19 protein-coding genes and 1 rRNA gene are annotated in these 22,904 nt (G+C 73.4%); 13 read left to right on the forward strand and 7 right to left on the reverse strand.

What is annotated here, in order from left to right; translation table 11 throughout:
• Window positions 1-123 precede the first annotated feature (123 nt).
• From ACGFI1_RS40165 to ACGFI1_RS40180, 4 genes are all read right to left on the reverse strand, one after another.
• Window positions 124-918, reverse strand: a complete 795-nt coding sequence (locus tag ACGFI1_RS40165; RefSeq protein ID WP_392792915.1) for an ABC transporter permease — start codon at window positions 916-918, stop codon at window positions 124-126.
• Window positions 915-1,709: an ABC transporter permease gene (locus tag ACGFI1_RS40170; RefSeq protein WP_392792917.1), complete on the reverse strand. Its 795-nt coding sequence runs from the start codon at window positions 1,707-1,709 to the stop codon at window positions 915-917. Before ACGFI1_RS40170 ends, ACGFI1_RS40165 begins: the two co-directional genes overlap by 4 nt.
• A complete protein-coding gene (locus ACGFI1_RS40175) occupies window positions 1,706-2,653 on the reverse strand; it encodes an ABC transporter ATP-binding protein (protein ID WP_392792918.1) in 948 nt (315 codons plus the stop codon). The genes ACGFI1_RS40170 and ACGFI1_RS40175 overlap by 4 nt, the downstream gene beginning before the upstream one ends.
• An 82-nt stretch (window positions 2,654-2,735) precedes the next feature.
• Window positions 2,736-5,471 (reverse strand): ATP-binding protein, encoded by a 2,736-nt coding sequence (locus ACGFI1_RS40180; protein WP_392792920.1) that lies wholly within the window; start codon window positions 5,469-5,471, stop codon window positions 2,736-2,738.
• A 267-nt stretch (window positions 5,472-5,738) separates the two neighbouring features.
• Between ACGFI1_RS40180 and ACGFI1_RS40185 the strand changes: the two genes are divergently transcribed.
• Window positions 5,739-7,358, forward strand: coding sequence for an ABC-F family ATP-binding cassette domain-containing protein (locus ACGFI1_RS40185; RefSeq protein WP_392792922.1), 1,620 nt, complete (start codon window positions 5,739-5,741; stop codon window positions 7,356-7,358).
• A 70-nt stretch (window positions 7,359-7,428) separates the two neighbouring features.
• A complete protein-coding gene (locus tag ACGFI1_RS40190) occupies window positions 7,429-8,163 on the forward strand; it encodes a DUF7873 family protein (RefSeq protein ID WP_138635388.1) in 735 nt (244 codons plus the stop codon).
• 457 nt (window positions 8,164-8,620) lie between these two features.
• On the opposite strand, the gene ACGFI1_RS40195 is transcribed toward ACGFI1_RS40190, so the two are convergent.
• The 3 genes from ACGFI1_RS40195 to ACGFI1_RS40205 form a co-directional block, all read right to left on the reverse strand.
• Complete coding sequence (locus ACGFI1_RS40195) at window positions 8,621-9,460, reverse strand: ABC transporter permease (RefSeq protein WP_386875956.1); 840 nt, start codon at window positions 9,458-9,460, stop codon at window positions 8,621-8,623.
• Window positions 9,461-9,700: 240 nt separating this feature from the next.
• Complete coding sequence (locus ACGFI1_RS40200; RefSeq protein ID WP_386875958.1) at window positions 9,701-10,669, reverse strand: ABC transporter ATP-binding protein; 969 nt, start codon at window positions 10,667-10,669, stop codon at window positions 9,701-9,703.
• Window positions 10,666-11,190, reverse strand: a complete 525-nt coding sequence (locus ACGFI1_RS40205) for a MarR family winged helix-turn-helix transcriptional regulator (protein WP_386875960.1) — start codon at window positions 11,188-11,190, stop codon at window positions 10,666-10,668. The genes ACGFI1_RS40200 and ACGFI1_RS40205 overlap by 4 nt, the downstream gene beginning before the upstream one ends.
• A 242-nt stretch (window positions 11,191-11,432) precedes the next feature.
• Here ACGFI1_RS40205 and argC point away from each other — a divergent pair, with 242 nt between their 5' ends.
• From argC to ACGFI1_RS40260, 11 genes are all read left to right on the forward strand, one after another.
• Complete coding sequence (gene argC, locus ACGFI1_RS40210) at window positions 11,433-12,461, forward strand: N-acetyl-gamma-glutamyl-phosphate reductase (protein ID WP_392792925.1); 1,029 nt, start codon at window positions 11,433-11,435, stop codon at window positions 12,459-12,461.
• On the forward strand, window positions 12,458-13,615 hold the full coding sequence (argJ, locus tag ACGFI1_RS40215; protein ID WP_364554078.1) for a bifunctional glutamate N-acetyltransferase/amino-acid acetyltransferase ArgJ: 1,158 nt from the start codon (window positions 12,458-12,460) through the stop codon (window positions 13,613-13,615). The genes argC and argJ overlap by 4 nt, the downstream gene beginning before the upstream one ends.
• Window positions 13,612-14,550 (forward strand): acetylglutamate kinase, encoded by a 939-nt coding sequence (gene argB / locus ACGFI1_RS40220; RefSeq protein ID WP_392792928.1) that lies wholly within the window; start codon window positions 13,612-13,614, stop codon window positions 14,548-14,550. The genes argJ and argB overlap by 4 nt, the downstream gene beginning before the upstream one ends.
• Entirely contained in the window at window positions 14,547-15,740 is a 1,194-nt protein-coding gene (locus ACGFI1_RS40225) for an acetylornithine transaminase (RefSeq protein WP_386875962.1), read from the forward strand. Before argB ends, ACGFI1_RS40225 begins: the two co-directional genes overlap by 4 nt.
• A gap of 2 nt (window positions 15,741-15,742) precedes the next feature.
• Window positions 15,743-16,660: an ornithine carbamoyltransferase gene (gene argF, locus ACGFI1_RS40230; RefSeq protein ID WP_386875964.1), complete on the forward strand. Its 918-nt coding sequence runs from the start codon at window positions 15,743-15,745 to the stop codon at window positions 16,658-16,660.
• An 8-nt stretch (window positions 16,661-16,668) separates the two neighbouring features.
• Window positions 16,669-17,172, forward strand: coding sequence for an arginine repressor (locus ACGFI1_RS40235; RefSeq protein WP_089327309.1), 504 nt, complete (start codon window positions 16,669-16,671; stop codon window positions 17,170-17,172).
• A gap of 64 nt (window positions 17,173-17,236) precedes the next feature.
• Entirely contained in the window at window positions 17,237-18,439 is a 1,203-nt protein-coding gene (locus tag ACGFI1_RS40240) for an argininosuccinate synthase (protein ID WP_364554081.1), read from the forward strand.
• Window positions 18,440-18,655: 216 nt separating this feature from the next.
• On the forward strand, window positions 18,656-20,074 hold the full coding sequence (gene argH / locus ACGFI1_RS40245) for an argininosuccinate lyase (protein WP_364554083.1): 1,419 nt from the start codon (window positions 18,656-18,658) through the stop codon (window positions 20,072-20,074).
• A 75-nt stretch (window positions 20,075-20,149) separates the two neighbouring features.
• Window positions 20,150-20,785, forward strand: a complete 636-nt coding sequence (locus ACGFI1_RS40250) for a DNA-3-methyladenine glycosylase (RefSeq protein WP_138639786.1) — start codon at window positions 20,150-20,152, stop codon at window positions 20,783-20,785.
• Between the two features lie 124 nt (window positions 20,786-20,909).
• Window positions 20,910-22,187, forward strand: coding sequence for a tyrosine--tRNA ligase (tyrS, locus tag ACGFI1_RS40255; protein WP_138639785.1), 1,278 nt, complete (start codon window positions 20,910-20,912; stop codon window positions 22,185-22,187).
• A 636-nt stretch (window positions 22,188-22,823) separates the two neighbouring features.
• Window positions 22,824-22,904 (forward strand): 16S ribosomal RNA (locus ACGFI1_RS40260); the annotation flags it as partial.

Below are 22,904 nucleotides of genomic sequence, written 5' to 3' on the forward strand. Positions count from 1 at the left end.
CGGCCGCGCGCCCCGCCGCGCGGCCGCCCCCCCCCCCCCCGCCCCCCCGCCCCCCCCCCCCCCCCCCCCCCCCCCCCCCCCCCCCCCCCCCCCCCCCCCCCCCCCCCCCCCCACGGCCGTGTCTCAGCCCGCGTAGTCGAGGCTTCCGTCGCGGCGGCCGACGGACACGAGCCGGTCCATCGACAGCGCCGCCACCGCGTACCAGCAGGCCCCGACGAGCGCCTCGGTCCCGAGGAGCCGCAGGACGTGTCCGGCGGGCGCGCCGTCGAGGATGCCGCGCACCGCCTCCAGCCCGTGCACGACCGGCAGCGCGTGCGCCGCGATCTCCAGCGGCGCGGGCCAGACCTCGACGGGGACGTTCACGCCGCCGAACGTCATCACGATCCCGTAGGCGGCGTTCAGCACGAGCCATTCGACGCCGCGCAGCCGCAGCGCGATGCCCGCCAGCGCGCACCCGTACCCGTAGCTGCAGGCGAGGATGAGCAGGACGACCGGCATCGCGTACCCGGCCTCCGGCCAGGGCAGCGGGGCGCCGAGCAGCGGCGGCAGCACCAGCCAGGCCACCGAGGAGCTGGTCAGCCCGGTCACCGTCCACTGCAGCCCGCGCCCCAGGTACACCGGCAGGTGCCCGGACGGCGCGATGGCCAGCAGCGGCAGCGTCCCCATGCGCCGCTCCCCGGCGAGCGAGATCACCACGATCGTGGACTCCATGCAGGCCAGCACCACGATGTTGCCGACGAGCACGTACCGCGTCGTGTCCTCGTCGCCGACGTAGCGGCCCAGCAGCGCGTAGAACGCGGCCTGGCACAGCAGCCTCATGAGCCACCCGAACGTCCAGGTCCTCCACGTGTAGACGGCGCCCATCTCGGCGAACCCCAGGATCAGCGACTCCCGGGCGATGCGGAACACGTGCCTCACGCGAACTCCACCATGCCCTCCCGGCGCGACCGGTCCACGTAGCGGCCCGTCAGCCACAGCCCCGCCGCCATCGCCGCCGCGCCCAGCGCGAGGATCGCCGCGACCGGCCCGATCCAGCCGTCCGCGTCGCCGCGGACGGCGTCCCGCAGCAGTTCCGCGCTCCACGACAGGAACACGATCCGGCTGAACGGGTGCAGCCAGCCGGGCAGCGCCGCGACCGGGACGAGGATCCCGCCGAGGATGTAGAACGGGTAGCCGAGCGAGTTCTGCAGGACGTCCCGCGCCCGCGACACCACGAGCACCGCCGACAGCAGCGTGGCGGTGCCGACCGTCGCCAGGCAGGTGACGGCGACGGCGAGCGCGAACAGGGCGGGGTCGGCGATCGCGACGACCCGGCCGAACCCGACCGCCGCCACCAGCCACGATTCCGCGAACGCCGCGGCGCCCACCACCACGACCATGGCGACCCGCCCGGCGACGACCGGGCCGAGCGGGACCGGGGCGGCGACCATCGGGGCGAACCGCCCGGCCCAGCGGTCCTCGGGGACGATGCGTCCCGCGTAGTCGAGGGCGGCGACCCAGAGCCCGATCAGCCCCGGCGCGAGGACGGCGTTCGCCACCGCGTCCGGGCGGTGCGACGTCACGGTGAGCGCCAGCATCGTCGTGGTCTGCATGGGCGCGATGAGCAGGATCAGCGTGTACTCCGGGTTGCGCCGCGACAGCGCGACCTGGAGCAGCACCGCCTGCCACACCACGCGGAGGGTGCCGGCGCTTGCGCGGAATGTGCTCATACCCGCATCCCCCGGTCGCCGACGGCGCGCAGGTAGACCTCTTCGAGGGTGGGCTCGCCGCGCCGGGCGGTGAGCACGTCGCGGTCCAGCAGCCAGGCGAGGACGCGGCGGGTGCCGTCCCGGTCGGCGGTGTGGACGCGCCAGGCCGCCCCGTCCCGCCGCTCGACGTCGATGACGTCCGGCAGCCGCGCCAGGTCCTCGGCGACGGACGGCTCGGAGCACGTGAAGTCGACGCACTCGCGCTCGCCGAGGTACCGCCCCGCCCGCGCGGTGTCCCCGCTCAGCAGGACGCGCCCGCGGTCGATGAGCGTGACCCGGTCGCACAGCGCCGCGGCCTCGTCCATGTCGTGCGTGGCCAGCAGGAAGGTGCGGCCCTCGGCGCGCAGGTCGAGGACGAGCCGGCGGAACGCCCCGGCGGCGACGGGGTCGAGCCCCGACGTCGGCTCGTCCAGGAACAGCACGCGCGGCTCGTGGAGGAGGCCCCGCGCGAGGTGCAGCCGCTGCCGCATCCCGCGCGAGAACCGCTCGACGCGGTCGTCCGCGCGCTCGGCGAGGCCAACCCGCTCCAGCAGGGCGTCGGCGCGGGCGCGCGCGGTGCGGGCGTCGAGCTTGTAGAGGGCGGCCCAGAACAGCAGGTTCCGCCGGGCGGACAGCCGGTCGTAGAGGCCCCGGTCGCCGCCGAGGACGAGCCCGACCCGCGACCGGACGGCGCGGGTGTCGACGACCACGTCGCGGCCGAGGACCCGCGCCGACCCGCCCGAGGGCAGCAGCACGGTGGAGAGGATCTTGACGAGGGTGGTCTTGCCCGCGCCGTTCGGCCCGAGCAGCCCGTGGATCTCGTCCTGCTCGACGGCCAGGGTCAGGTCGTCCAGGGCGACGACGGGGTCCTGCCGGCCGCGCTTGTAGACGCGGCGCAGCCCGGATGTGCGCACGGCTGCTTCCATGCCTCCGACCGTCGCGGTAAGGAGGGGGCCCGAGCCATAAGGACCCGGCTTATCTTCGCGGCGGGCCCGCTGGGTGAGCCGGCTAGACGAGGCCGCGGTCGCGGGCGGCGGCGGCCGCCTCGCCGCGCGTGGAGACGCCGAGCTTGGCGAGGATGTGCGAGACGTGGACGCTCGCGGTCTTGGGGGAAATGACCAGCTCCTCGGCGATCTCCCGGTTCGTCCGGCCCCGTGCCAGCAGCCGCATCACCTCCGCCTCGCGCGCGGTGAGCGGGCCGCCGGACGGCCCGGCGAGGCCCGCGCGGCGCGCGCGCTCGGAGACGCGGCGGGCCAGCGGCGCGGCGCCGAGCCGGTCGGCGATCGCGGCGGCGCGGTCGAGCCGGGCGGCGGCGCTCGCGCGGTCCCCGGCGGCCAGGTCGGCGCAGGCGGCGTCGAAGAGCGACCGCGCCAGCGGGTACGGCTGCTCCAGCCGCTCCCAGGCGCCGATCGCGGTGTCCCAGGCCGGCGGGCCGCCGGCCAGCGCGGTGACGGCCGCCCGGTGCGCCGCCGCCACCGGTGTCTCGGCGGGCAGCCGCGCGGCCAGCGCGGCGATCTCGGGGAGGCGCGGGCCGCCGGCGTGCGCGGCCGCCTCCAGCAGCGGCCACAGGTGGCAGGGCTGGACGGTGAGGCGCGGGTGGCGCAGGACGGCGTCCGCGGTCGCGCGGGCCGCCGGCCGGTCCTCCTCCGCCAGCCGCCACTCGATGACCATCTGGGCGAGCGGCAGCGCGGTCTGCGGGAACCCGGCGTCGAGCGGGGCGGCGAGCGCCTCGGGGTCGGGGCGCGGGCCGTCGCCGCGCGCGGCCAGCAGGGCGATCCGCCAGATCATCAGCTGCCGGCGGAAGGCCGGCGCGTGGTGGCGGTCCAGCCGCCCCTGCAGCGTCCCGGCGGCCTCGTCCCAGCGGCCGAGCCGGTAGAGCGCCTCGATCTGGTTGACGGCGAGCGCGTCGCCCGCGCTGTGGGCGAGCCCCGCGTCCGCCGCGACGGCGAGCCCCTCCTCCGCGAGCGCGAGGGCCTCGCCGGCGCGGCCCCGGTTCAGGAGGCAGTGGACGAGCCTGTTCAGCGTCCGGATGAGCGCCCACGCGTCGAGGCCGCGGTGCCTGGTCCGTTCGAGCGGGGCCAGGTCGCCCGCGCCGTCGCGCGCCACGGCGAAGGCCACCACGGACTCCAGCGAAGGGATCGCGGAGCTCAGGCCCAGCGCGCGCGCCAGCTCCAGCGCCTCCCGTCCGAGCCGTTCCCCCTCGGCGTGCTCCCCGTAGACGAGCAGGCGGGAGCTCAGGTGCGACAGGGCGCGGACGCGGTCCGCCGTCGGGGCGGCGGCGTGCCGCTCGGCCGCGCGCAGGTCGTCCAGTTCGTCCTCCCGGCCCTGGAAGCCCCGCATGGTCGCCCTGAGCAGCAGCAGCCGCGCGGCCCGGTCGGGGTCGTCGTCCCCCGCGTCGGCCATGGCGCGTTGGACGAGCGGCAGGCCGCGGCCGGGGTCGCCGGCCGCTCCGGCGGCCTCCGCGGCCGCCTCCAGCACCTGCCCTCGGGACAGGCCGGTCAAGGACGCGGCCTCCGGCACCCGGTCCCACAGGTCCAGGACGCGTTCCAGCAGGGTGAGCTGCTCGGCGTAGGCGGTGGCCGCCGCCCGCTCGGCGGCGGCCCGCCACGCGGCGGCGAGGGCCCGCGCGTGGTCGCCGCAGCCCTGCCAGTGCACGGCCAGGGCGCTCGCAGGGGCGTCGCTGAGCTCCGGGGTCTCCTCGATGGTCTCGGCGTACCTGCGGTGGAGCCCGGCGCGCTCGCCGGGCAGCAGGTCCTCGTGGACGGCGTCGCGGATGAGGGCGTGGCGGAAGGCGTACCCGTCCCCGTCCGCGACCACCAGCCCGCGGTCGGCGGCGGGCCGCAGCGCCGCGCTCACCTCCGCGTCGGGCAGGCCCGTCACCGCGGCCAGCAGCGCGTGCCCGGCGCGCTCCCCGGCCGCGCTCGCGGCCCGCAGCACCGCGCGGGTCGCGTCCGGCAGCCGGTGGACGCGGCCGAGCAGCAGGTCGCGCAGCGAACCGGGGACCGCCTCGCCGGGGCTGCCGACGAGGGCCTCCACGAACAGGGGGTTGCCGCCGGCGCGGGCGTGCGCGTCCCGCGCCGCGGCCGGGTCGGCGGCGCCGAGGATGCCGCGCACCTGCTCGGCGACCTCGGACGGGGTGAGCGGCGGCAGGTCGACACGCGCGACATGGGGGAGGCGGGCCAGTTCGGCGAACAGCGGCCGGGTGCCGGGCTCCTCGGGACGGAACGTGACGACCGGCAGCACCCGGCCGCGCGGCGGGTTGCGCAGCAGGAAGGACAGCAGGTCGCGGGTGGAGCCGTCGGCCCAGTGCGCGTCCTCGACCACCAGGACGAGCGGTTCCCGCTCGGCGAGGCGCTCCAGCAGGGTCAGCAGGTGCTCGAACAGCCGCAGCTGCCCGGTGCCGTCGTCCGGGGGCGGCGGCGCGGCGGTCAGGCCGGGCATCAGCCGGGCCAGTTCGGGCAGCGCCGCGCCCGGCAGCAGGGCGGCGACCGCCTCCCGGCCGACGCGCCGCAGGACGGCGCTGAACGGGGCGTACGGGAGGCTCGCCGCGCCGAGGTCGAGGCAGCCGCCGGTGAGCGTGCGCAGGCCGCGGGTGAACTCCGCGACGAGGCGGGTCTTGCCGGCGCCCGCCTCGCCGCCGACGAGCACGGCGGCGGGCTCGCCCGCGCACGCCCGCGCGTGCGCCCCGCGTAACGCGGCCAGTTCTGCGGTGCGCCCGGCGAACACGGCGCTGACGGTTCCCATCCGCCTAGCATGCCGGGTCTTATTGCTACTTGTGTTGCGTTAAGGCATCGGGTATTCTCGACGCCGTCACATCGCCGCCCGGCAGGGGAGTCCATTGAGGATCTGAGGTCCGACACCGCGCGTATGGCCGTCACCGGCCCGCGCACGTGACCTCAGAGCGGACCCTCGTCCCGCCGGGCTTTTTCATTTGCCCGCCGGCGCGTCGCGCGACCCGCGGTGTCTCCATGCAGCCCGAAACCGCTTCGAACCCCATGGAGACCGCCCTACATGTCTTTCGCCATCGTCTGCTCGGACCTGTACTTCGCCTGGGCGGACGGCACCGTCGTCCTGGACGGCCTGGACGCCGCGTTCGGCACCGGCCGCACCGGGCTGATCGGCGTCAACGGCTCCGGCAAGTCCACCCTGCTGAAGATCATCGCCGGTGAGCTGCGGCCCGCGTCGGGCACCGTGGCCGTCGACGGGGAGATCGGCTACCTGCCGCAGAACCTCGTCCTGGACGGCGCGGCCACCGTCGCGGACCTGCTCGGCATCGGCGCCGCCCGCGCCGCGCTGCACGCCATCGAGCGCGGCGAGGCCACCGAGGAGAACTTCGCCGCCGTCGGGGACGACTGGGACGTCGAGGAGCGCGCCCGCGCCGAGCTCGACCGGCTCGGGCTCGACCGCCTCGACCTGGACCGCACCGTCCCGACCCTGTCCGGCGGCGAGGCCGTGATGGTCGGGCTCGCCGCGCAGTTCCTCGCCCGGCCCGACGTCCTGCTCCTCGACGAGCCCACCAACAACCTCGACCTGGACGCGCGGCGCCGCCTCTACGACGCCGTCGAGTCCTGGACGGGCGTGCTCCTGCTCGTCAGCCACGACCGGGAACTGCTCGACCGCGTCGACGAGATCGCCGACCTGCGGGACGGCGCGATCCGCACGTTCGGCGGCAACCTGACCGGCTACGAGGAGCTGCTCGCCGTCGAGAAGGAGGCCGCCGAGCGCACCGTCCGGTCCGCCGAGACCGACCTGCGGCGGCAGAAGCGCGAACTGGAGGAGGCCCAGGTCAAACTCGCCCGGCGCAAGCGCTACGGCAACAAGATGTACGAGAACAAGCGCGAGCCGAAGATCATCATGCAGGAGCGCAAGCGGCAGGCGCAGGTCGCGGCCGGCAAGCACCGCCTCATGCACGAGGAGCGGCTGGCCGGCGCCCGCAGCCGGCTCACCGAGGCGGAGGAGGCCGTCCGCGCGGACGCCGAGATCCGCGTCGAGCTGCCCGCGACCCGCGTCCCGGCCGGCCGCACGGTCGTCACCGCGACCGGGCTGGCCGCGCCCGAGCCGGAGACCGGCACGCTCACCGAGCTGATCGTCCGGGGCCCGGAGCGGATCGCGCTGACCGGCCCGAACGGCTCCGGCAAGACGACGTTCCTGCGGATGCTCACCGGCGAGCGCGTCCCCGCCGGGACGGAGGTCGCGATCGGCGTCGACGGCGTCCGCTACCTGCCGCAGCGGCTCGACGTCCTGGACGACGACCTGAGCGTCATCGACAACGTCCGCGCTCAGGCGCCCTCGGCCCGGGTGACCGACATCAGGGCCGGTCTTGCCCGCTTCCTGTTCCGCGGCGCGCGCGCAGAGCAGCGCGCGGGGACGCTGTCGGGCGGGGAGCGGTTCCGGGCCGTGCTGGCGTCGCTGCTGCTCGCCGAGCCCGCCCCGCAGCTGCTCCTGCTGGACGAGCCGACGAACAACCTCGACATGGCCAGCGCGGCGCAGCTCGCGCAGGCCCTCTCCGCCTACGAGGGGGCGCTGATCGTGGTCAGCCACGACCTGCCGTTCCTGCGCACCCTCGGCCTCACCCGCTGGCTGCGCATGGACCGCGCTTCCGGCCTCACCGAGACAGATCCGGAGGAGTAGCGAAAATGGTGTGATCTTGCGATATCGCCGCTGCTACGGTCGTGTCGCAGAACGAGGGGAAGTGAACGGGATGCCGACGAAGCTCAACCAGATCATCGCGGTCGAGAAGGGCGTGAAGAGCAAGTCCGCCCAGGACCTGGCGGCGGCGCACCAGGCGACGCAGAAGGCCCCGCTGCTGTCCGGCATCTCGCGGACCTACCAGCCGAAGGACGAGGACGGCGAGCAGCTGCCCGCCGAGTCCACCCGCGTCCAGGTCACGGTGGAGGGCGTGCTGCGCGACGTGACGCGCTCGCTCACGCGGCTGCTCGACGTCACCGCCACCAAGGACTGGGCGAACTGCCTCGCCCGCGCCGACGTGGCCGTGGACGGCACCACCCTGCTGCGCGACGTGCCGGTCACCTACCTGCTGTTCCTGGAGAAGCAGCTGACCGACCTGCACGCCTTCCTGCGCAAGCTGCCGATCCTGGACGCGGCCGAGACGTGGACCTTCGACCCGTCCACCGACGTGTGGCGGACCGAGCCCGTCCGCACGGTGAAGACCAAGAAGGTGCCGCGCAACCACGTCAAGGCGGAGGCGACCGAGAAGCACCCGGCGCAGGTCGAGGTCTACTACGAGGACATCGCCGTCGGCCACTGGACGACGGTGAAGTTCTCCGGCGCGCTGCCCGCCCGGCGGGTCAACGAGCTGCTCGACCGCGTCGAGCGAGTGCGGGACGCGGTGAAGTTCGCGCGTGAGGAGGCCAACGGCGCCGAGGTGACCGACCAGCGCGTCGGCGACGCGGTGTTCGGCTACATCTTCGGCTGACCTCCGGCCGCGGCGGTCCCGCCGCGGCCGGACGGCCCGCGACGACGCGGCACGACAACTCAACAGACTCCCCCCGCCGCGCGGGGGGTGCGCGAGGAGCGCAAGCTGAAGCTGAAGCCGAAGCTGACCAGGGTGAGCGTTCAGTGCGGGTTCGAATCCCGCCCCCGGCACCCGCGCCGGGGTGGCCCAACCGGTAGAGGCAGCCGCCCGCTCAACCTCAGATTCTCGCTCGAAGCTCAGCATCCGCCGCTCATCGCCGGCCCGCTCGGACGTGGACGGCGACTCCGGAAATGCCGGTTCGAATCCGGCTCGCTCCGCTCGTGGGGCGATGGCGTAACGGCAACGCGCTGGAGCGTTCAGAATGATCCGCGTCCACCTGGCGCCGGCGTGCGAATTGGGCGGCAACCACAGGGGCCCGGGGGATGGCAAAACCCCCGGGCCCCGCTCGCGCCTCGGCTCAGGTCAGCACGCGCTTGGTGAAGGTGCGCGTCGCGGCCCACGTCAGCAGGACCGTCCCGCCGACGATGGCCAGCAGGAACGCCCAGACCGGCATGTGCGGGATGTCCGGGGTGAGCGCGCTCCGCAGTCCCTCGCTGACGTAGACGAGGGGGTTGAACAGGCTGGCGATCTGCAGCCAGCGGATGTTGTCCAGCGCCGACCACGGGTAGTACACGCAGCCGAGCATCGTCATCGGCAGCAGCACCATCGCGAACAGGACCTGGACCTTCTGCGGGTTCATGATCGTGCCGAGCAGCAGACCGCCCGCCGCCGACAGCAGCGACCCGGCCACCATCACCAGGATCAGCACCGGCCAGTTGCCCACGTGCACCGAGGGCGCCTCGCCCTCGGCGTGGATGAACAGCACCGCCGGGAAGACCAGCAGCCCGCCGATCAGCCCCTGCGCCGCCGCCGCGATGATCTTCTGCGCGGCCAGCAGCGGCACCGGCACCGGCGCCAGCGCCCGGTCGGTGATCGACTTCTGCCAGGTCAGCTCCATCATCAGCGGGAAGATCACCGCCATCATCGCCTGCATGATGATGGACGAGCCGACGAGGCCGGGCAGCAGGATGGTGGAGAACGACGGCCCGCCCGGCCCGCCCGCCATCGCGCCGCCGCCGAGCTTCGGCAGGACGTAGGCGAACACGAACACGAACATCACCGGCTGCACCAGCACCCGGACGAACGTCGACAGGAAGTTCTTGCGCATGACCCGCGCCTCGCGGGCCATCATCGCGGCGAACGTGCGCGGGACCGTCGCCCGCGCCGGCGGCGGCGGGGCGAGGACGGCGGTGGTCATGAGATTTCTCCATTCCCGCCACCGACCGTGGCGATGCTGGTACTTTCAGTGATGCCCAGTCGGCGAGAAACAGGCCGGCCGGGTCTACCGCCGGGCTGGCGGGATGTCAGGTCTGTGGAGCTGGCGTAAGTCCGATGGGCAGCACTCTGTCCCTTGCCGTTCATTCGGGTCGGCTGCCGTCTGGGAAGCAGAAAACTCAACCCGAGAGGGTTGGAGCTCCTGCCTCGGCAGGGAGTGAGGTCAATCGCGGTAGTCCCTTCCGGTGAGGGCGAGGAAGACGGTCTCCAAACTGGGACGCAGTTGGCTGGCGTCGGTGACTCCGACGCCGGCCGCAGCCCCGATCTCAACGAGCTCGCCGAGGATGCCGTCGGGGGCGGCGGCGAACACCCGGACCTGGCCGTCGGTGACCTCGACCTTGCTGATGCCCTCCCGGTCGGAGAGCTTCCTGATCTCCTCCGGGGCCGGGGCGTCGTAGCTGACGGTGATGACGGTGTCGGCGCCGGCGCTGGACTTCAGCTGGTCGACGGTGCCGCTGGCCAGGATCGTGCCGTGGTCGACGACCGCGACCCGGTCGCAGAGCGCCTCGGCCTCCTCCATGTAGTGGGTGGTGAGGACGATCGTCTGCCCGCCCGCCTGGAGGCCGCGCAGCACCTCCCACAGGTTGGTGCGGGTCTGCGGGTCGAGGCCAGCGGTCGGCTCGTCCAGGAACAGCACCTCGGGCCCGTGCATGAGGGCCCGGCAGATCATCACCCGCTTGGCCTGCCCGCCGGAGATCTCGAACGGGTTGCCGCCGCGCTGCTCGGTGAGCCCGAACAGCTCCAGCAGCTCGCCGGCGCGTCGGCGGGCGTCGCGGGCGCCGAGGCCGAAGTAGCGGCCGCGGAACTCCAGGTTCTCGGCGACGGTGAGGTCGCTGTCCAGCGTGTTGTTCTGGGACACCACGCCGATGCGCCGCTTGATCTCGACGGCGTCCTTCACCACGTCCAGGCCGGTCACCTGAGCGCTGCCGCCCGTCGGGACGACCAGCGTGGTGAGCATGCCGATGGTGGTGGACTTGCCGGCGCCGTTCGGGCCGAGCAGCCCGAAGAACTCGCCGCGCGGGACGTCCAGGTCGATGCCCCGCACCGCGGGCACCTCCGGGCGGGGCCCGGACGCGGGATAGGTCTTCCGCAGGCCGACCGTGCGGACGGCCGCTTCCGGGGATTCGGTCATGCGCCGTCTCCCTCCGCTTCCTCGTCGTTGTCGTCGTGGAGGTCGTTGTCGTCGTCGGGGTAGTTCTCGAGCCGTTCGATCAGCCGGAGCAGGAACCGGCGGACGGCCTCCACGTCGTCCTCGCCGACGACGTCGTAGAGGCGGCCCAGGTCCCGCCCGATGGACTCGGACTTCTCGGCGAGCAGCTCACGGCCGGCGTCGGTGATGCGCAGCATGACCCCGCGCCGGTCGCGGTAGGAGGGCTCGCGCCGGACGTGCCCGTTGCGCTCCAGCGTGTCGACCACCGAGGTGACCGTGGCGGGGGTGACGTGCAGCCGCTTGGCGACCTCGCCGGGGCGCAGGCCGTCCTCGACGATCAGCAGGCGCAGCAGGAAGTACCCGGCGGGGCTGATGCCGTGCTTTTCGACGATCCGCCACACGACGGGGCCCGCCAGCCGCGAGGCCGCGGCGAAGAGCCGGCCGACCGGCCACTCCTCCATGGGGCCGTACAGCTTGAGGTCGTCGATCCCGAAGTTCCCCATGGCGCTTGATGTTAGGGGTCTGAACTTTAGATGGCAAACCTTTAGCCCCCTAAATACTCGCCGTTCGTCCGATCGTGCCGTCAACATAGGTTGACATCGCGCACATGTCAACCTGTGTTGACGCATGCCGGGCCCGGGCCGTGTGGCGCTCATCTCAGCAGGTCGGAAAACCGGACCCCGGCGTTGAATAGACATCCAGGGTCCTGCATACTCTTGCTTGTTGTCTTCGAGAGGGCAGGGAGATGCGAATCCGGACGGCGGTCGCCGGCGCCAGCGGTTACGCGGGCGGCGAGCTGCTGCGCATCCTGGCGGGACATCCAGAGTTCGAGATCGGCGCGCTGACGGCGGGCTCCAACGCGGGCACCGAGCTGGGCGCGCACCAGCCCCACCTGCGATCCCTGGCCGGGCGCGTCCTGGCCGAGACCACCCCCGAGACCCTGTCCGGCCACGACGTGGTGTTCCTGGCGCTGCCGCACGGCCAGTCCGGCCCGCTCGCCGCGCAGCTCGGCGAAGACGTGCTGGTCATCGACTGCGGAGCCGACCACCGGCTCGCCGACGCGGCCGCCTGGGAGGCGTACTACGGCACCCCCCACGCCGGCACCTGGCCCTACGGGCTGCCCGAGCTGCCCGGCCACCGGGAGGCGCTGCGCGGCGCCAAGCGGATCGCCGTCCCCGGCTGCTACCCGACCGCGGTGTCGCTCGCGCTGGCCCCGGCGTACGCCGCCGGGCTCGCCGAACCCGACGCCGTCGTCGTCGCCGCGTCCGGCACCTCCGGCGCGGGACGGGCCCTCAAGCCGCACCTGCTCGGCAGCGAGGTGATGGGCTCGATGTCCGCCTACGGCGTCGGCGGGACGCATAGGCATACGCCCGAGATGGTGCAGAACCTCAGCGCCGCCGCGGGGGAGCCGGTCACGGTCTCCTTCACCCCGACGCTCGCGCCGATGAGCCGCGGCATCCTCGCCACCTGCACGGCCAAGGCCCGTCCCGGTACGACCGCCGCGGCGCTGCGCGCCGCCTACACCGCGGCCTACGCCGGCGAGCCGTTCGCCGGCCTGCTCCCCGAGGGCCGGTGGCCCGCCACGTCCATGACGCTCGGCGCGAACACCGTCCTCCTCCAGACGGCCGTGGACGAGGCGGCCGGCCGCATCGTCGTGGTCGCCGCCGTCGACAACCTCGCCAAGGGCACCGCGGGCGGCGCCGTCCAGAGCGCCAACATCGCCCTCGGCCTCCCGGAAGAACTCGGGCTGACCACGATCGGAGTATCCCCTTGAGCGTCACCGCCCCCCGGGGTTTCCGCGCCGCAGGCGTCGTCGCCGGACTCAAGCCCAGCGGCAACCGCGACCTGGCCCTCGTCGTCAACGACGGGCCGTCCCGCGCGGCGGCCGGCGTGTTCACCCGCAACCGCGTGAAGGCCGCGCCCGTGCTGTGGTCGGAGCAGGTCCTCACGGGCGGCCGCGTCCGCGCGGTCGTGCTCAACGCGGGCGGCGCCAACGCCTGCACCGGCGCCCCCGGCTTCCAGGACACCCACGCCACCGCCGAGAAGGCGGCCGAGCTGCTGGAGGACTCCGCCGGCGAGATCGCGGTCTGCTCCACCGGGCTGATCGGCGAGCGGCTCCCGATGGACCTGCTGCTGCCCGGCGTCGACAAGGCCGCCGCCGAGTTGTCGCGCGGCGACGGCGGGCTCGCCGCCGCCGACGCGATCCGCACCACCGACACCGTCGCCAAGATCTCCTTCCGGCAGGGCGCGGGCGGCTACATGATCGGCGCGATGGCCAAGGGCGCCGGCATGCTCGCGCCGTCCCTGGCCACCATGCTCTGCGTCATCACCACCGACGCCGACCTGCCCGCCGCCGCGCTCGACCGGGCGCTGCGCGCGGCGACCGGCGCCACCCTCGACCGGCTCGACTCCGACGGCTGCATGTCCACCAACGACACCGTCCTGCTGCTGGCGTCCGGCGCCGCCGAGACGGTCCCGGACGAGGAGGAGTTCACCGCGCTGCTCACCGAGGTGTGCGCCGACCTGACCCGGCAGCTGCTGGTGGACGCCGAGGGCGCGTCCAAGGCCATCGCGATCGAGGTCGTCGGCGCCGCCTCCGAGGACGACGCGGTCACCGTCGGGCGCTCCATCGCCCGCAACAACCTGCTCAAGTGCGCGATCCACGGCGAGGACCCGAACTGGGGCCGGGTGCTGTCGGCGGTCGGCACCACCGACGCGGTGTTCGAGCCCGACCACCTCAACGTCGCGATCAACGGCGTGTGGGTGTGCCGCAACGGCGCGTCCGGCGACGACCGCGACAAGGTCGACCTGCGGCCCCGCGACGTGACGATCACCGTCGACCTCGCGGCGGGCCCGCACAGCGCCACCGTCTGGACGACCGACCTCACGGCCGACTACGTCCACGAGAACTCGGCGTACTCGACATGAGCGCGGTGACCAGCGGCGCGGAGATCCGCGGCAACCGGGCCGGCGTGCTGTCGAAGGCGGAGACGCTGATCAAGGCGCTGCCGTGGCTGGAGCGGTTCCACGGCAAGACCGTCGTGATCAAGTACGGCGGGCACGCGATGACCGACGAGGAACTGCGGCACTCGTTCGCCGAGGACATCGTGTTCCTGCGCTACGCCGGGCTGAAGCCGGTGATCGTGCACGGCGGCGGCCCGCAGATCAACGCGGCGCTCGCCCGCAACGGCATCGACTCGACCTTCACCGCCGGGCTCCGGGTCACCACGCCGGAGGCCATGGAGGTCGTCCGGATGGTGCTGACCGGGCAGGTGCAGCGCGACGTCGTCGGGCTCATCAACCGGCACGGCCCGTTCGCGCTCGGCATGTCCGGCGAGGACGCGAACCTGCTCACCGCCGAGCGCAAGCACGCGGTCGTCGACGGCGAGCGCGTCGACATCGGCCAGGTCGGCGAGATCGTCGAGGTGCAGGTCGGCGCCGTCCGGGCGCTGCTGGACGACGGCCGCGTCCCGGTCGTGTCCAGCATCGCGCGCGGCGACGACGGCGAGGTCTACAACGTCAACGCCGACACCGCCGCCGCGGCGCTGGCCGTCGCGCTGGACGCGGCGAAGCTGGTCGTCCTCACCGACGTCGACGGCCTGTACGCCGACTGGCCCGACAGCGACGACGTGATCGACAGCCTCACCACCGACGAGCTGGCCGCGCTGCTGCCGGGCCTGTCGGCCGGGATGGTCCCGAAGATGGAGGCCTGCCTGACCGCCGTCCGCGGCGGCGTTCCGCAGGCCCACGTGCTGGACGGCCGCGTCCCGCACTCGCTGCTGCTGGAGATCTTCACCGACGAAGGGATCGGAACGATGGTGCTGCCCAGCCTCCCGGGCGCCGCGCAGGAGGTGGCGCCGTGAGCGGCCTCGGTGAGCGGTTCGAGACCGCGTTCATGCCGAACTACGGCGTGCCTCCGGTGGCGCTGGCGCGCGGCGAGGGCTGCCGGGTCTGGGACACCGCCGGCCGCGAGTACCTCGACCTGATCGCCGGGATCGCCGTCACCTCGCTCGGCCACGGGCACCCGGCCCTCGTCGAGGCCGTGTCGTCGCAGGTCGCGACGCTCGCGCACACGTCCAACCTCTTCCTGAACGAGCCGGAGGTGCTGCTCGCCGAGCGGCTGCGCGGCCTGCTCGGCGGCGACGGGCGGGTGTTCCTCGCCAACAGCGGCACCGAGGCCAACGAGTGCGCGCTGAAGCTCGCGATCAAGTACGGCAGGGCGAACGGCCGGTCGTACTTCGTCGCGACGGAGAACGGGTTCCACGGCCGGACCATGGGCGCGCTGTCGCTGACCGGCAAGGCGTCGATCCGGGAGCCGTTCGGGCCGTTCGCCCTCGACGTCCGGTTCGTCCCCTACGGTGACGCGGACGCGCTGAAGGCCGCCGTCGGCGCGGACTGCGCCGCCGTGTTCCTGGAGCCCGCGCAGGGCGAGGGCGGGGTCGTCCCGCCGCCGGAGGGCTACCTCGCGGCCGCCCGCCAGATCTGCGACGCCGCCGGCGCGCTGCTCGTCGGCGACGAGATCCAGTCGGCGATCGGCCGCACCGGCACCTGGTTCGCGTTCGAGCACGAGGGCGCCAGGCCCGACGTCCTCACCCTCGCCAAGGGGCTCGGCGGGGGCCTGCCCATCGGGGCGTGCGTCGCGTTCGGTCCGCACGGCGACCTGTTCGCCAAGGGCGACCACGGCAGCACCTTCGGCGGGAACCCGGTCGCCGCCGCCGCGGCCCTCGCCGTCCTCGGCACCATCGAGAAGGACGGCCTGCTCGCCAACGCCGTCGCCGTCGGGGACGTCCTGGCCGCCGGGCTCGGCGCCATCCGGCACCCGCTGCTCGCGGGCGTGCGGGGCCGCGGGCTGTGGCGCGCCGCCGTCCTCACCGGGCCGCACGCGCCCGCCGTGGAGGCCGCCGCCCGCGACGCCGGCTTCCTGGTCAACGCGGTGCAGCCGGACGCGCTGCGGATCGCGCCGCCGCTCGTCCTCACCGCCGCGCAGGCGCGGTCGTTCACCGACGCGTTCCCCGCGATCCTCGACGCCGTCTCCCAGAGCCGGGAGGGATGAGCATGACCAGGCACTTCCTCCGTGACGACGACCTGACCCCCGCCGAGCAGGCCGAGGTCCTCGACCTCGCCGCGAAGGTGAAGAAGGACCGGTTCGCCCACCGGCCGCTGGAGGGCCCGCAGTCGGTCGCCGTCCTGTTCGACAAGCCCTCCACCCGGACCCGGCTGTCGTTCACCGTCGGCATCGCCGAGCTGGGCGGCAACCCCCTCGTCATGGACGCCGGAACGAGCCAGCTCGGCCGCGGCGAGACGATCGCCGACACCGCCCGCGTCCTGGAGCGGCAGGTCAGCGCCATCGTGTGGCGGACGGCCGGGCAGGAGCGCATCGACGAGATGGCCGCCGGCACCACCGTCCCGGTCGTCAACGCCCTCACCGACGAGTTCCACCCCTGCCAGATCCTCGCCGACCTGCAGACCGTCCGGGAGGCCAAGGGCGACCTCGCCGGCGCCGTCCTCGCCTACTTCGGCGACGGTGCCAACAACATGGCGCACTCCTACCTGCTCGGCTGCGCCACCGCCGGGATGCACGTCCGCGTCGGCGCCCCCGCGTCGCTGCCGCCGGACCCCGCCGTCGTCGCCCGCGCCACCGAGATCGCCGCCGCCACCGGCGGGTCCGTGACCGTCACCGACGACGCCGCGCAGGCCGCCGCAGGGGCCGATGTCCTCGCCACCGACACCTGGGTCTCGATGGGCCAGGCCGGCAAGGACACCTCCCTCTACGAGCCGTACGCCGTCACCGAGGAGCTGCTCGCCCTCGCCGACCCGGCCGCGGTCGTCCTGCACTGCCTGCCCGCCTACCGCGGGAAGGAGATCGCCGCGTCCGTCCTCGACGGCCCCCGGAGCCGCATCTGGGACGAGGCGGAGAACCGGCTGCACGCCCAGAAGGCCCTGCTCGTCTGGCTGCTGGAGCGCTCCCGGTGACCACCCCCATGACCAAGGCCGCCCGGCACGCCCGGGTGATCGAGCTGCTGACCCGGCACCCCGTCCACTCGCAGGGGGAGCTCGCCAAGCTCCTCGGCGACGAGGGCGTCGAGGTCACCCAGGCCACGCTGTCGCGCGACCTGGTCGAGATCGGCGCGGTGAAGCTGCGCGCCGACGACGGCAGCCTGATCTACGCCGTCCCCGGAGAGGGCGGCGAGCGGATCCGGCGGGCCCGCACCGGGGCCGCCGAGACCTTCACCGGACGGCTCTCCCGGCTCGCCGCGGAGCTGCTCGTCTCGGCCGAGGCGTCGGCCAACCTGGTCATGGTGCGGACCCCGCCCGGGGCCGCGCAGTACCTGGCCTCGGCGATCGACCACGCCGAATGGCCGACGATCCTCGGGACCGTCGCGGGCGACGACTCGATCCTCGTCATCGCCCGCGACCCCACCGGCGGGGAGGACGTCGCGCAGGCGCTCCTCAGGCTGACCGGCGGGCGCGAACGACGAAGCTAGGGGCCGCGCGCGGCCCCGCATCCCAGCCTTTCGAATCCGAACACTTCGCACAGGAGACAGTGACATGAGCGAGCGCGTCGTACTCGCATACTCCGGGGGCCTGGACACCTCCGTCGCCATCCCGTACCTCGCCGAGCAGACCGGCGGCGAGGTCATCGCCGTCGCCGTCGACGTCGGCCAGGGCGGCGAGGACCTCGACACCATCCGCAAGCGGGCCCTCGCCTGCGGCGCCGCCGAGGCCGTCGTCGTGGACGCCAGGGAGGAGTTCGCCGCGGACTTCTGCGTCCCCGCGATGCAGGCCAACGCCCTCTACATGGACCGCTACCCGCTGGTGTCGGCGCTGTCCCGGCCGCTGATCGTCAAGCACCTGGTGGCGGCCGCGAAGGAGTTCGGCGGCACCACCGTCTCGCACGGCTGCACCGGCAAGGGCAACGACCAGGTGCGGTTCGAGGCCGGGCTGTCCGCCCTCGCGCCGGAGCTGAAGGTCATCGCGCCCGCCCGCGACTTCGCCTGGACGCGGGACAAGGCCATCGCGTTCGCCGAGGACAAGGGCCTCCCGATCGACGTGTCGGCCAAGTCGCCGTACTCCATCGACCAGAACCTGTGGGGCCGCGCCGTCGAGACCGGCTTCCTGGAGGACATCTGGAACGGGCCCATCGAGGACGTCTACGAGTACACCGCCGACCCGGCCGAGCCGCGCGAGGCCGACGAGGTCGTCATCACGTTCGCGGCCGGCGTGCCGGTCGCGCTGGACGGCCGCCCGCTCACCCCGTTCCAGGTCGTCGCCGAGCTGAACCGGCGCGCGGGCGCGCAGGGCGTCGGCCGCATCGACATGGTCGAGGACCGGCTCGTCGGCATCAAGAGCCGCGAGGTGTACGAGGCCCCGGCCGCGATCGCGCTGATGGCCGCGCACATGGAGCTGGAGAACGTCACCGTCGAGCGCGACCTCGCCCGCTTCAAGCGGTCCGTCGACCAGCGCTGGGGCGAGCTGGTCTACGACGGCCTGTGGTTCTCGCCGCTGAAGGAGTCCCTGGACGCCTTCATCGCCGACGCGCAGCGGCACGTGTCCGGCGAGGTCCGGATGACCCTGCACGGCGGGCGCGCCGTCGTCACCGGCCGGCGCAGCGCCGCGTCGCTCTACAGCTACGACCTCGCCACCTACGACACCGGCGACGCCTTCGACCAGAGCCTCGCCAAGGGCTTCGTCGAGCTGTGGAGCCTGCCCAGCAAGATCGCCGCCAAGCGCGACCGCGACCTGGACGTCTGACCGGACGCGCCGGAGGGCGGTCCTCCGAGCGAACCCCGCCGCTCGACCGGCGGCGGGCGGGGGGGCCGGAGGACGGGCCACCGGCGACGGTGGTTTCGCCGTACCCTGTGGCGGACGTGCCACCACGCGCGGGGACGCTCTGGACGGGCGTCCCCGCGCGCCGGGGAGCGGCGCGCACAAGACAAACGATCAGCGGTGGGAAGAAGAGGAATTTTCGTGACGAAGGCACCGACGCGGCTGTGGGGCGGCCGGTTCGAAGGCGGCCCGTCGGACGCGCTCGCGCGGCTCTCGGTGAGCGTCCAGTTCGACTGGCGGCTCGCCCCCTACGACCTGATGGGCTCGCGCGCGCACGCCCGCGTCCTCAACCGGGCCGGGCTGCTCACCGACGACGAGCTGGAACGCATGATCGGTGCCCTGGACGACCTCGAAGAGGCGTGCCGGTCCGGCGAGTTCCGGCCCACGGTCGCCGACGAGGACGTGCACACCGCCCTGGAGCGCGGCCTGCTGGAGCGTCTCGGCGCCCTCGGCGGCAAGCTCCGCGCGGGCCGCAGCCGCAACGACCAGGTCGCCACCGACCTGCGCCTCTACCTGCGCGACCACGCCCGGCAGATCGTCTCCCGGCTGGTCGAGCTGGAGACCGCGCTGATCGCGCAGGCCGAGCACAACCTCGGCGTCGCCGCGCCCGGCATGACGCACCTGCAGCACGCCCAGCCCGTGCTGTTCTCCCACCAGCTCCTCGCGCACGTCCAGCCGCTCACCCGCGACATCGACCGGCTCCGCGACTGGGACAGGCGCGCCGCGGTGTCCCCGCTCGGCTCCGGCGCGCTCGCCGGCTCGTCGCTGCCGCTGGACCCGCAGGCCACCGCCGCCGAACTCGGCTTCGACGCCGCCGCGCCGAACTCCATGGACGCCGTCGCCGACCGCGACTTCGTCGCCGAGTTCCTGTTCGCCGCCGCGCTGATCGGCGTGCACCTGTCGCGCCTCGGCGAGGAGATCTGCCTCTGGGCGTCGCAGGAGTTCCGCTGGATCGAGATGGACGACACCTACGCCACCGGGTCGTCGATCATGCCGCAGAAGAAGAACCCCGACGTCGCCGAGCTGGCGCGCGGCAAGGCCGGCCGGCTCATCGGCCACCTCGTCGGCCTGCTCACCACCCTCAAGGGTCTGCCCCTCACCTACAACCGCGACCTGCAGGAGGACAAGGAGGGCGCGTTCGACGCCGTCGAGACGCTGCTGCTCGTCCTGCCCGCCATGTCCGGGCTCATCGCGACGATGCGGGTCAACACCGAGCGCCTGGAGGCCCTCGCCCCGGACGGCTTCGCCCTCGCCACCGACCTCGCCGAGCTGCTCGTCCGGCGCGGCACCGCGTTCCGCGACGCGCACGAGGTCGTCGGCCACCTCGTCGTCTGGTGCCAGGTCAACGACAAGGACTTCGACGACCTCACCGACGAGGAGCTCGCCAAGGTGTCGCCGCACCTGACGCCCGACGTCCGCGAGGTGCTGAACGTCCAGGGCGCCCTGGCGTCCCGCAAGGCGTACGGCGGGACGGCGCCGGACCGCGTCCGCGAGCAGATCGACGCGCTCCGGGCGCTGGTCAACGGCCACGCCGCGTGGGCGTCCGACGCCGAGGACTGACGCCCGTCCGGGGCGGTGCGGGGCGCGGCATAGGCTGATCGGCGGAGAACCGACCCCCTAGACCACGGTGAGGCGATGGACGGAGCGCTGCTGCCACGGGATTTCTTCGATCGCCCGGTGGAGGAGGTCGCGCCGTCGCTGCTCGGCCACGTGATCGCCCACCGCACCCCCGAGGGGGAGGTGGCCGCCCGGCTCACCGAGGTGGAGGCGTACGCGGGGCCGCTCGACCCCGCGTCCCACGCCTACCGGGGGCGGACCCGGCGCAACGAGGTCATGTTCGGGCCGCCCGGGCACGTCTACGTGTACTTCACCTACGGCATGCACTTCTGCATGAACCTGGTCTGCGGACCGGACGGGACGTCCATGGCGGTGCTGCTGCGCGCGGGCGAGATCATCGCGGGGGAGGAGCTCGCCCGGGCGCGCCGGCCGCGCTCCACCGTCCGGGACCTGGCCCGCGGCCCGGCCCGGCTCTGCCAGGCCCTCGGCATCGCCCGCGAGCAGAACGGCCTGGACGTGTGCACGCCCGGCGGGGAGATGACCGTCCTCGCGGGCTCGCCCGCGGACCCCGCGCTGATCCGCAGCGGCCCTCGGACCGGCGTGAACGGCGCCAAGGAGGTGCCGTGGCGGTTCTGGATCGACGGCGACCCGTCGGTGTCCCCGTACCGCCCGCACGTCGCCCGGCAGCGCCGGAAGGTCCCCGCCGACGGCTGACCCGCCGGCCTCTTCGTTCCGGCGCACCGCACCGCCCCCGGCCGTTGAATATCGTTGGCGTGACACAGGCCCGCCGGTACAGGCTGGTGGGCGTACGGAAAGCAAGCCGGAGACGAGGGAGACCGTGACCGACATCCTGGATGATCTCGCGTGGCGCGGCCTGATCGCGCAGTCCACCGACCTGGACGAACTGCGGGCGCTGCTCGCCGCGGGACCGGTCACGCTCTATTGCGGCTTCGACCCGACGGCGCCGTCGCTGCACCTCGGCAACCTGATCCAGATCCTCACGCTGCGGCGCTTCCAGAAGGCCGGCCACCGGCCCATCGGCCTCGTCGGCGGCGCCACCGGGCTGATCGGCGACCCGAGCGGCAAGAGCGCCGAGCGCGTGCTGAACTCGGAGGAGACCGTCGCCGCCTGGGTCGAGCGGGTCCGCGGCCAGGTGTCGAAGTTCCTCGACTTCCACGAGGGGCCGACCGGCGCCACCATGGTCAGCAACCTCGACTGGACGGGCCCGATGTCGGCCATCGAGTTCCTGCGCGACATCGGCAAGCACTTCCCGGTGAACCGGATGCTCGCCCGCGAGACGGTCAAGGCCCGCCTCGACTCGACCGGCATGAGCTACACCGAGTTCAGCTACGTGCTGCTCCAGTCGATGGACTTCCTGGAGCTGTACCGGCGGCACGGCTGCCGGCTGCAGACGGGCGGCAGCGACCAGTGGGGCAACCTGACCGCGGGCGTCGACCTCATCCGCCGCGTCGAGGGCGGCAGCGCGCACGCGCTGACCACGCCGCTGCTCACCAAGGCGGACGGGTCGAAGTTCGGCAAGACCGCCGGCGGCGAGACCTACTGGCTCGACGCCGAGCTGACCTCGCCGTACGCGTTCTACCAGTTCTGGATCAACGCCGACGACCGGGACGTGGAGAAGTTCCTGAAGTTCTTCAGCTTCCGTCCCCGCGAGGAGATCGAGGAGCTGGTGAAGCAGGGCGCCGACCGCCCCGCCGCCCGCGCCCCGCAGCGGGCGCTCGCCGAGGAGATGACCACGCTCGTCCACGGCGCGGACGAGACCGCCCGCGTCATCGCCGCCTCCCGCGCCCTGTTCGGCCAGGGCTCCCTGGAGGAGCTGGACGAGCGGACGCTGAAGGCCGCGCTCGCGGAGGTGCCGCGGGCCGAGGTGCCGTCCGGTGACCTGCCGAGCGTGGTGGACCTCCTCGCGGAGTCCGGCCTGTGCAAGAGCAAGTCCGAGGCGCGCCGCGCGATCGCCCAGGGCGGCGCGTACCTCAACAACGCCAAGGTCGAGTCGGAGGACGCCGTGCCGGCGCCGTCCGACCTCCTCCACGGCCGGTTCCTCGTCCTGCGGCGCGGCAAGCGGAACGTGGGAGGCGTGGAGGTGACGACGGCCTGAGCCGTCGGGAACCGTCCCGCGAACGCCCGTCCGGTCCTGACCGGGCGGGCGTTCGCCATGAACGGGCCAAACTTCGGTAGATACACGTCACAGTGCGGTTACGAGCGGCCGTACGGGGCATCAACTAAGGCCGGAAAACTACATCTGACCTGGGGTTACGCGGCCCTGGAGGTCGATTTGACGCCCCTGGCGGGTGGATCTAATGTTCTACTCGCCCCAAGGGGGAGCGGGACGCCGGACAGGCGGCCGGCCCCGAAGGGGATCCTCTGCAGACCGACACGGTGGAGACACGTCTCCGTCGATTGGGACGTACGAGGACGATTCGCCCCGAAGTTGGACGAACGGGACGGATCGGGTAGGCTAGAAGGGTTGCCCCGGAGCCGGGGTCCGCGAGAGCGGGGTTCGGCGCGGTGGGTGTCCGTTTCTTGAGAACTCAACAGCGTGTTAAAAGCCAGTGCCTTTATCGGCTCGGTTCTCCTTCAGGAGGTCCGAGTCGCCCCGTGGCCATCGATCTTCGGATTCGATGGTGGGGATTTCTTTGAGGCAATGCGCAACTCCTTTGGAGTTGTGCTTTTGCTGGGATTTTCTTCAAGGTTTGGCCGGCTGGGGTTCGCCCCCTGGTTGGTCGTTTGGACCTTAATGGAGAGTTTGATCCTGGCTCAGGACGAACGCTGGCGGCGTGCTTAACACATGCAAGTCGAGCGGAAAGGCCCCTTC

This window comes from Actinomadura geliboluensis (genome assembly GCF_043197915.1).
GTDB lineage: Bacteria > Actinomycetota > Actinomycetes > Streptosporangiales > Streptosporangiaceae > Spirillospora > Spirillospora geliboluensis.